6 protein-coding genes are annotated in these 9,918 nt (G+C 49.1%); 2 read left to right on the forward strand and 4 right to left on the reverse strand.

Annotated features, from left to right (window positions below):
• On the forward strand, window positions 1–238 hold a 238-nt coding region (locus tag BUA40_RS14710; protein WP_218588200.1), incomplete at its 5' end, for a hypothetical protein.
• Here the strand turns inward: BUA40_RS14710 and BUA40_RS13975 are convergent.
• The 3 genes from BUA40_RS13975 to BUA40_RS13985 are packed head-to-tail and all read right to left on the reverse strand — an operon-like array spanning window position 225 to window position 2,172.
• Window positions 225–746, reverse strand: coding sequence for a nitroreductase family protein (locus tag BUA40_RS13975; protein WP_072801461.1), 522 nt, complete (start codon window positions 744–746; stop codon window positions 225–227). The genes BUA40_RS14710 and BUA40_RS13975 overlap by 14 nt on opposite strands.
• 38 nt (window positions 747–784) lie before the next feature.
• Window positions 785–1,051: a hypothetical protein gene (locus BUA40_RS13980; RefSeq protein ID WP_143149825.1), complete on the reverse strand. Its 267-nt coding sequence runs from the start codon at window positions 1,049–1,051 to the stop codon at window positions 785–787.
• Window positions 1,052–1,110: 59 nt separating this feature from the next.
• Entirely contained in the window at window positions 1,111–2,172 is a 1,062-nt protein-coding gene (locus tag BUA40_RS13985; RefSeq protein WP_072801463.1) for a hypothetical protein, read from the reverse strand.
• Window positions 2,173–2,331: 159 nt separating this feature from the next.
• Here BUA40_RS13985 and BUA40_RS13995 point away from each other — a divergent pair, with 159 nt between their 5' ends.
• Window positions 2,332–6,036: a hypothetical protein gene (locus tag BUA40_RS13995; protein WP_255369328.1), complete on the forward strand. Its 3,705-nt coding sequence runs from the start codon at window positions 2,332–2,334 to the stop codon at window positions 6,034–6,036.
• A gap of 89 nt (window positions 6,037–6,125) precedes the next feature.
• Here the strand turns inward: BUA40_RS13995 and smc are convergent, their stop codons facing one another.
• A complete protein-coding gene (gene smc, locus BUA40_RS14000; RefSeq protein WP_072801466.1) occupies window positions 6,126–9,680 on the reverse strand; it encodes a chromosome segregation protein SMC in 3,555 nt (1,184 codons plus the stop codon).
• Between the last annotated feature and the right edge of the window lie 238 nt (window positions 9,681–9,918).

Raw genomic sequence — 9,918 nt, forward strand, 5'->3', positions numbered from 1 at the left:
CGATGTGGTACTTGCAGTTCCATGTGGTATGAGCTGTCGATTTATTTCTATCATTCATTTTAAATCCTTTGAAATTATTGTTATGCAGTTGGCAGGCCGCATTTCAATTATAATCAAAGGATTTCTTTTTTCAGCACCGCCAGAAGGCTTCTTTAGAACCACCAGCCTAGCTGGTGGTTTTCGTTCTTACAAAAATAAGGCGACCTTTCGGTCGCCTTTGCTTTTTACAATTCCGTAGCGAATTCGCTCATGGGCTTGCGCACGGGGTGGCGCGGCGAGGGGCCGCCTTCGGCAGGATCAGCGTAGCCAACATCCAAGAAACAAGCCAATTTGAGGTTTTCCGGGAAGTCGAAAGCCTTTTCGATTTCAGAGGCGTTGAAGCCGCGGGGCCACAGGGTAGCAAGGCCAAGATCAGTTGCCTGCATCATCATCGAGGTCGTCACGATGCTCGAATCCATGTCACCACTCACAAAGTCGTCGTGGTAAGTCACGGGAGAATAGCACTTGTCCTTGTCGTAGCAGACCATGAGCACCACAGGGGCGTTGTAGGCCATGCGGGTAATGCCGCGGAGCTTGGCTAGGGCTGCCTCGGACTTGAGTACCTTCACGGTCACCGGCTGGCCATTCACGGCCGTCGGAGAAAGGCGGCCCGCTTCGAGCACGAGGGCGAGTTTTTCGGGTTCCACAGCCTTGTCGCTAAATTTGCGGCAGCTGTAACGTTCTTTGGCAAGAGTGATGAAATCCATAGTAAACAGTGGTTAATGGTTAGTAGACTGTGGTTATTTTAGAGGACAAATAAGGCTAGGACTACGATTAAAGCGATAAACGGAATTGCAAAAATCGAGAGGAAACGCAGGCAATAGAGCGCGACTTTCAGGTTCCAGAAGAAGAGTCGCCACCTCCCCCGCTTTGTCGAGGCAATTTCTGCTTGACAATCAGGGCAAATGTTCCCCACCTTGTTGCGGTAACGGATAGCAAGGTTACTCTGCATCGGGGACATCCCGACCTTGTCGTTAAATTCCTTGTTGCAAACGGAGCATGTGCACTGCATATTGGAAATTATAGTAAATAGTAGGAAGTAGACAGTAGGAAGTAGACAGAAACAGAAGGTTAGTTCGAGGAAGCCTTAAAGAAGGTCGTAATGGTCAGGGAATCGCTATCACCCTCAAACCAGCCTCCGAGATAACCGTACCGCAAGACCCAAGTAATTACGGTATCTTTTTCGAGCGGCGCTTCCAGTTTATTTTCAAGGAAGAAAGGGTATTTCTCATAAACAGTCGGATAACTTCCTAAAAGAGACCCAACCACCTCCACGGCTGTTGTACACACGGTCTTGTCCCCTTGTTTTGTACAATGGCTCCGGTGGCCTTTTTCCGCCCATTCAGGCAAGCCTTCTACCGTAATATAGTACCCCGTAAACAAGGAGTCCATTCCAAAAATCGGTTTTCGGGTATCCAGCGTGTCAAGCGCCATGCGGAATGCCGAAGTATCAAAGGGAGGTGCATTGACGGCAGGAACATAGTCCGTCCAAGCATTAGGGCCATAATTCAAGAAGGTCGTATCGTAAACGTCCGTGTAAAGTGTCGGCAAATGCATCGTATCGCGATAAACCCGGTCATGTACGCACTTAAAACCGGAGCGACGGCACATCATCGAGCCAATCTCATGCCCCTCAGGAACATAAACAACAGGTGGGTTCGGGAGCGCCACCGCTTGTGATTGAGAGAGTTCGGTTGAATACTGGACGGTATAACAAATTATGCCTGTTTGGCAACTAAACGTCTTTTGCGTGGAATCCAGTTTGCAATAAATAGGAGGACGGCCGCAACGATAAGGATTCTCAGGGCGTTCATCAACGCGGATACCCACAAGCGTGTCGTAGTCATCAACAAACCGGTCAAAATATTTGAATCCGATATAGTCATGTTTTGTAACCACCGTATCTTCATAAGCGGTATCGCGATAAACAATCACCGTATCGCGAATAAAGACCGTATCGCAGCGGGCCTGCAAAGAATCCCACTCTTCCTCTGGCAAAATCTGATTTTTTCCAGCACTGCACCTGCCATCGGGATCATACCCCTCCGGTAGCGGATTTAAAGTGCCGCCATCGCATGAAGTCAGCACCACCGCGGCAAGCGACATCAAAAGAGTTAAGAACAAACGAAGCATATCGGCAATTATAGTAAATAGTTGGCAGTTAGCAGTTGGCTGTAATTAACGGTCTGTTTCTTTAACGCAATCTTGTTTTTTTCATACAAAACGCCAAAAAAAGCACTATTGTAAACAAAAATTTCTATCATTGGCGTCAAAAAAAATAAGGAGAATACGGTGTTTATCAAGCGCCTTTCAATGGCTGCATTGTGCGCAGCATTTGCAACAAGTATTATATCTTGTAGCAACGACGAAACAATCACTAACGACAATCTCAGTATCGTCAGTTCCCTAGATCCAGAAGACTGTAACGACAAAACCGAAGGAACGATGAACTTCGTGAAGCCCAAAGCCACGATGTACATCTGTTCCGAGGGCGAATGGATCGCAATGAACGACCAAGAAGCGATCAAGTACCGCTGCGAAGCCAAGGAACTGAAAGACAAATCCGGTTTTGCCATTGTTTGCGACGGCGATACAATTGGCACCGTGAAAAACGGCAAAGACGGCGAAGACGGTGCAGATGGCAAGAATGGAACAAACGGTGTTGACGGCAAGAACGGCAAAGACGGCACCAATGGCACGAACGGAACCAACGGAACAAATGGCATAAGTGTCGACACCGTTGCCGTCAAAAAGGCCATTCAAGAATCTTTCAGCAGCGCACAAAAGCAGAACCAAACGGAAATTGAAAAAGCCCAGAAAGATATCGAAGAAGCCCTGAAAAATTTAAGTTCGGCATCTGCAAAGAATCAGAAAGATGTTGAAGAAGCCCTCAAGAGCTTGAGCAGCGCCTCTAGCAAGCTTGACGAAGAAATCAACGACAAGTTCAACGACGCCTACAGCAGCTGGAATGCAGAACTAGAAGACAAGTCTTGCGCCATCGTCGATACGGTTCGTGACAACGAAAAGGCTATTATCACCGTGACAATCCGTTGCGGCGAAGCCGAAACCAAGATGGAAATCCCGTTCACGCCCGTGAACGAGGACCTCGCCAAAGTGTACAAGAAGCATGTTGTCGTGCGTTTCCCGGTGCAGGCCAACAAGGAAACGAAAACTGACGACATCTACGAGGAAATCTGGAAGAACCTCAAAGGTGGCGACAATGCAGAACTTACCGTGACGGACCTTGACGAAAAGTTCGCCCCGAGCGGCAAGGTGTTTATGCAGGACTTGTTCGCCTCTGCCAATAAATCCTTTGTGACAATCGAAGAAACTAACGAAAAGGCGGTGGAATACAAGGTTGCCCGCCTCGAAGGGGATCTCGACATCACGAACCTTACGACCCCGGTTGTGAAGCTCCGCGTCAAGCTGAACTTGAGTAACAACGCTTTCGGCGCCTTTGGCGGATTTGGCTCGAACGCAACGGATGTCATTTACAACGCCTATGCAGACTTGTCCGATGCGTCCGATACGGTTGTCATCGACTTCTTGACCGACTACAAGGCCGCCCGCGTAAAAAAGTTGGTTGACGATAGTAACGGTTTTGGTGTTGCAAACGAGCAGGCGAACAAGGAACTTGCCGGAGCCCTTTATTTGGAAAACAGCGAAGAATATCCGTCTTTCGAACATTATGCCCCCGATCAGATTGGCCTGGCCGAAAACTTCAACAGCATCGTGTGGGTAATGGCCCTCATTGACCAAAAAGACAAGACTCCGGGCTTTAACCCGGTCTATAACGCTTTCCGCAATGTCTTTGCCGAAAACGGCAACTTTAACACCGCCGTCAATACGACTTACGCAGGCAAGGAACACAGCATGTTCTTTGTAGACTACCTCGCTTTGCTTATCGACGCGAACTTCTTCAAGAGGAACCAAATGCAGCATGGCGACTCTACTACTGAAACGAATGTCTGGAGTGGTACGGATGCCGTCTATTACAAGATTTTGCAGAATGGATTTGTGGAAGCCTATAAGCTTAAAGTCGAAGACGCAAAGGTTTTCAATGATCCGTCTGGCTATAGCAGCAAGGTGTATAAGTCTGATGTCAAAGGGGGATATTTCCATTACTTTGAATATATCGAAAACGAACAAGGTTGGTATCCTGTAACACTTTGGGCTGTAGGTGTTGCAACGGTGAAAAAAGTTTGCGATGCTGACGCTGTTAATTCGACCTTCTTCTATAGCTTTGAAGGTCTTGATGATAATGCCGTTTGTGTATGCGACAATGGAAACTGCGGCTGGCAAGATGCTGAAAATGTATGCTTGGGCCGTAATAAAGGAGATAAGGGATCGGCGTTCATTGACGGGGAAATTCAAGAGTATGAGTGTGTCAAAGAGGAATGTAATCTGCCTGATTCTACTGCTTGCAATAATCTTGGACTTGTGCCTGGTGTTCCTAGTTCTTCGAGCTCTTCCGGTGAATATTCTGAACAGGACGGCATGACCCCGGAAGAACAGGCCAACAATCCGGAATCCAAGGTTTACCTCGGTGAATGCAATGTCGACAACGCTGGCGAAGAAAAGCTGCTCGACATCAGGAATGCGGAACTTGCCACGACAACGAGCAAAAAAACCTTTGTATGCGACGGCTCCAAATGGAGAGTGAAAAATGAGTTGGATGAGAAATATGGTACATGTACAAAAACCGTGATGGGAAAGGGAGTCGTCAAGGAAGAAAATGGTTCCGCATATTATAAGTGCGATTACCTTGATAACGAAAAAAAATACGAATGGGTCCCTGCTGAAGTGCGTGACAATGTTTTAGGTGTAGCTTGCCATTATGGCTATGTCAGTGAAAAAGTGGTTACTGAATCCGGTTATGAATATGTTTGTGAAACAGTAGAGGATTTAGACAACTGGGGTAACCATATCCATGAATGGCGTGAACTTAGCTTTGAGGATATCTATGGCAAATGCGATGAAGATAAGATGAAAAATCAAACCAAAGTAGCTGTTTACAGAGGGGAAAAATACAAGTGTAACTACATTTCTGGAGGTTCTTCCAGCGGATACTCTTGGGTTAAAGCAAGCGATTTGGATGAAAACGCAACGCTTGGAATTTGCACGAGAAATCGATCAAAAGAAAAAGATGTCGCTATAGTCGGTGACGCATACTATGAATGTCTTTATAATAATAACGTAGAAGGAATCCCCGCAAGTTCTTCCTCCACAGATTGGCTAAAAATTGATGAAAATGAGTACCTTAACGCCAAGCTTGGTAATTGCGATACCGATAGAGGTGATACTAAAAACATTGCAGACATTAAGAGCGAAACCCTCAAGGATGGTAAAAGCCACAGTTTCAAGTGCTCTATAGCTAAAGAAGTCGAAAATGACAATGGTAAGTGGGTTGACGCCTCCACAGACATTGCTCTCGACCAGATTTGCAACAGAGATAACGAAGATTCAACTGTTACCAAAGAAAGCGTAATCTATGTCTGTGCGTACAAGGATGAATCATTCATGTATCAGTGGATTACTTTTGATGAGTACTGCGAAACTAATGGTAAAAATTTGACATATGGCGGGTATCTTGACAATCCGTCTAGTTCTTCTAGTATGGCTCACTGTGGCGGAAGTCATGAATGTCAAACGGAAACCGACAAGAAAATCTGCTATGTCGGTACCGAGTCTTTCGTCAAATTGGATAGCGCGTGGCAATCTGTGGCAGAATATTGCGATAAACATTCTACAGGTTCCGCCTGTGAATTTGTTAATCATGAAGGTGAAGATATAACTAAGTCTACTCTTAAGTATTACGAACAAACGGAATACTACGTATATACAGTACAAGGTTATAAGAAAGCAGAAACTGCAGAAGAATATTGCAATAAGTTTAATCCGAATCATGAAGGGGTCTGCGTATTTGGATTTGACGTTTATTATTATTGCGAAGGTTCCTGGATCCTTAACAATGTAGGCTGCCTGACCCGCGGATAGAATTTGTACTAGAACATGAAAACATCCCCGCAAATGCGGGGATGTTTTTATTATAAGAGAAAAACCCGGACGAACCGGGTGAAAAAATATTATATCGCGAACTTCGTTGCATCAGCCAACTGCACGCTCGCGATGCGGGAAATACCCTTGATTTCCTGCGTCACGCCGTAGAGCATGTCGGCTTCGGCCATGGTACGCTTGTTATGCGTCACCACGATGAACAAGGTCTGCTTGCTGAATTCGCGGAGGAGCGCCATGAAGCGGCCCACGTTAGCGTCATCAAGCGGACCGTCAACTTCGTCCAGCACGCAGTACGGCGACGGCTTTTCCATGTAGATAGCGAACAGCAAGGCCGTTGCAGTCAGGGCGTGTTCACCACCGGAAAGCGCCTTGATACCGCGCATCTTCTTGCCGGTCGGGCGCACGTTGATTTCGATGTCGGCATCGAGGATATCCATGGGCTTGCCCATTTCGTCCACCTTCTCGACAAGGCTCATCTTGGTTTCGCCGTTCAGGAACAGCTTGCTGAACACGAACTGGAAGTTCTTCTGGATGCGGGCAAACGTATCGAGGTAACGGCTGCGGGCAATGTCGTCGAGCTTGGTGATGGTGCGGTCGAGCGAGGCGCGGGCGCGATCCAAGTCGTCGAACTGCGCTTCCACTTCCAAAAGGCGCTTCTTTTCGTCTTCGTAGTCTTCCATCACGTTCACGTTGATGGGGCCCAGTTCCTTGATCTTTCCGCGGAGTTCGCGAATTTCACGGTCAGCTTCAGGCTGAGAGTATTCGACTCTTTCCACATCTTCGGGGTTCGCGAGGTCGACGCTGTATTCGTTTGTAATACGTTCGGTAAGGCGGTCGATATTTGCCTGCAAGGCTTCCTGCCTGCGGCCCACATCGTTCAATTCCTTCATCTTCTCGATCATGTCGTCGCGGAGGCGGTTGACTTCACTACGCCATTCTTCGAGGTCGCCCGAAACAAGTTCATACTTTTCGCGGGCCAAATCGCGCTGGTTTTCGAGTTCGCGAAGGGCAGAATCCTTACTCTGCACCTGGTCGGCAACGCCCTTGGCGTCTTCTTCGTTCTTCTCGATGTTGGCGCGGTTCTTTTCAATTTCTTCGCCACGACTGCGGACAGAATTTTCGAGGAAGTCGACCTGTTCGGCAATGGATGCCAAGCGGTTCGTATTCTGCGTAAGCTTGGCGTTCTTGTCTTGAGCAGAACGTTCCAACTCGCGAACTTCTTCTTCCTTTTCGCGGAACATGGTATCCTGTTCCGAAAGTTCGTCGTTCACGCGGGCATATTCGTCTTCGGTACGTTCCAAGGTAGCAAGGGCTTCGTTCAATTCCTGGTCGCTATTCTTGGATTCCTGAGCCAAACGAATCTTGTTTTCAGCGTTCTGGACTTCGGTCTGCAACTGGGCCAAGCGGCGGTCGCAACCGGCAACAATATTGTTCTGGATTGCAATGCCGGCACTGGCGCCACGCTTCATATCCTGCTTTTCGCGGATTTCGTCGTCAATGGACGAAAGCATCTGGGCGTCTTCATCGACCAGGGACTGGAGGCGAGAAATTTCTTCTTCGGCCTGGGCCGCTTCGGCGACCACGCCTTCCAAGAGGCCGTTCGCCTCGGCAATTTCATTCTTGCGGCTAAGGGTGCCCGATGTTGCGGTACCGCTGCTCACAAGGCCGCTCGTACGCACAATGGCTTCCGGAGCCACAAAGCACAAGTCATCGCCGCGCATGGCACGAGCCAAGCGCACCGCCGTTGCAAGGCTATCCACCAGGTAATAGCGGGAAAGAATCGCCTTGAGCCATTCCGATACGGCGCCCTCGGCCTTCACATAGTCATTCAGGCAACCGACGACGCCATCGCCCACAACCGAGCCGGCGTATGCCGTGGATGCCTCGCCCACCAGGGCCAAAATCGCCTTACCGACGTTTTCGCCCTTCATGGATTCAATCGCTTCGATCGCCGCATCGTCCGAGGACACCACCACGGCATCCATCAAGTCACCGAGGGCGGCCTCCACTTGGGCGGCGTATTCAGGAGCCGCTTCGATACTTTCGGCAAGGAGCCCGCCCACCAGGTTCGCCTTGTGCTCCATAAGCCAGCGGCTAGCGTCGGTTCCTTCGTTCGCCACGCTTTCGAGCACATCGATTCTCGACTGCAAGCGGGCTTCTTCATTCATCAAATCCTGGAACTTCTTCTGGGCATCCAGAAGTTCAGCGCGCTCGCCATCCAGGCGTTCTTCGCGGGTAGCACGCTGTTCCGTCAGGCGTTCCAAATCGCTGTCGGCAGATTCAACACCCGCATTAATTTCATTAAGAGTCGTCTGGGCCGATTCCTTCTGGCCACGGACAGAATCCATTTCGCTCTGCCACTTTTCCAGGTTCGCCTGCAAAAGGGTGGATTCCGCATCCATGCGCTCGAAGCGGCTCTTCAAGGAGTTGGCTCGGTTGGTCGCCTGCAGACGTTCGTTGGCAAGCTCTCTCGACCTGCTCCGCAAGTCGTCCAGCTTGTCACGCATGACCTGCAAAATTTCACGTTCCCGCTCCAGAATGGCGTTCATTTCGTCCACATCGTTGTCGGAACTGAGTACCGCATTCTCTTCTTCGAGGCGTTCGCGTTCCTGCAACAGTTCCTGGACTTTTCCCTGGTTGCGGTCGATTTCTTCCTGGGCCTTTTCGTTGGCGGCTTCCAAGTTCGAAATCACGTCGCGGAGGCGGCCCATGCTGTTATTCAAGTCATTGAGCTCGATGGTCGCCTTTTGCACCTCGCGTTCCAAGTCGCGGTAGGCGTTTTCGTCTTCGGCAATCAGGAGCTTCTTTTCGTCGATTTTCGTCTGGAGGACCGTGGCATTGGTCTTGGAATTTTCCACATCGTGGTTCAGACGGCGGGTTGCGGTATCGAGGGTCGTCAAGCCCTCTTTCATGTCTTCAAACTTGTCGATACTGACCGAGAGGTCCAGTTCACGCAGGCGCTTGCTCAAGCGCTTGAACTCGTTCACCTTTTCGGCCTGCGTCTCGTACAGCTTTACGGAACGGCGCACGCTGCGTAGGTTGTCTTCCACGCGTTCCATGTCCATCTGCACGCGTTCCAACTGGCGGCGAGTTTCCTTGCGCTGCTGCTTGTACTTGCTCACGCCGGCGGCTTCTTCGAACAGCACGCGGCGGTCGTCGGCCTTGTCACTCAAAACCGCCTTGATCATATCGGCGTTCATCTGCGAATAGGTGCTGGAACCGAGGCCCGAGTCAAAAAGCAAGGCATGCACGTCGCGCAGGCGGCATTCCTGGTTGTTGATCAGATATTCGCCCGAACCATCACGGTGCACGCGGCGGGTCACAATCACTTCGGAATATTCAGAATTCAGGGTTCCGTCGCTGTTGTCAATCACAATAGAGACTTCAGCGAGGCTCATGGCGGCACGTTCTTCGGTACCGCTAAAAATCACGTCCTGCATCTTGCTCATACGGAGCGATGCAGCCTTCTGTTCACCCAGAACCCAACGGATAGCGTCGGTAATGTTCGACTTACCGCACCCGTTCGGCCCCACCACGGCCGTAAGACCCTTCGTGGGGAAGTTAATTTCGGTCCTCTGGGCAAAGGACTTAAAGCCAAAAATCTTTAGTTTTGTAATCTGCACTTCAAAACGAAAGATAAAAATGATTTCTCTATATAAATGCCCAAAACAAGCTAAAAAAACAAAAAAACGGAGTTTCTTTCCCAAAGTATTCCAACTTGGACTACATTTTCAGTAAAAAAACGAAAATATTGTCATTTATTAAATAGTCGTCCCTTAAAATCCCGCCCAGCCCGCATAACTATTGGGAAAAACTGATTTCTACCCTGTGAAAATATTGCAAGGTTTTCTAAAATATGAC

The sequence above is a fragment of the Fibrobacter sp. UWT2 genome (genome assembly GCF_900142545.1).
Lineage (GTDB): Bacteria > Fibrobacterota > Fibrobacteria > Fibrobacterales > Fibrobacteraceae > Fibrobacter.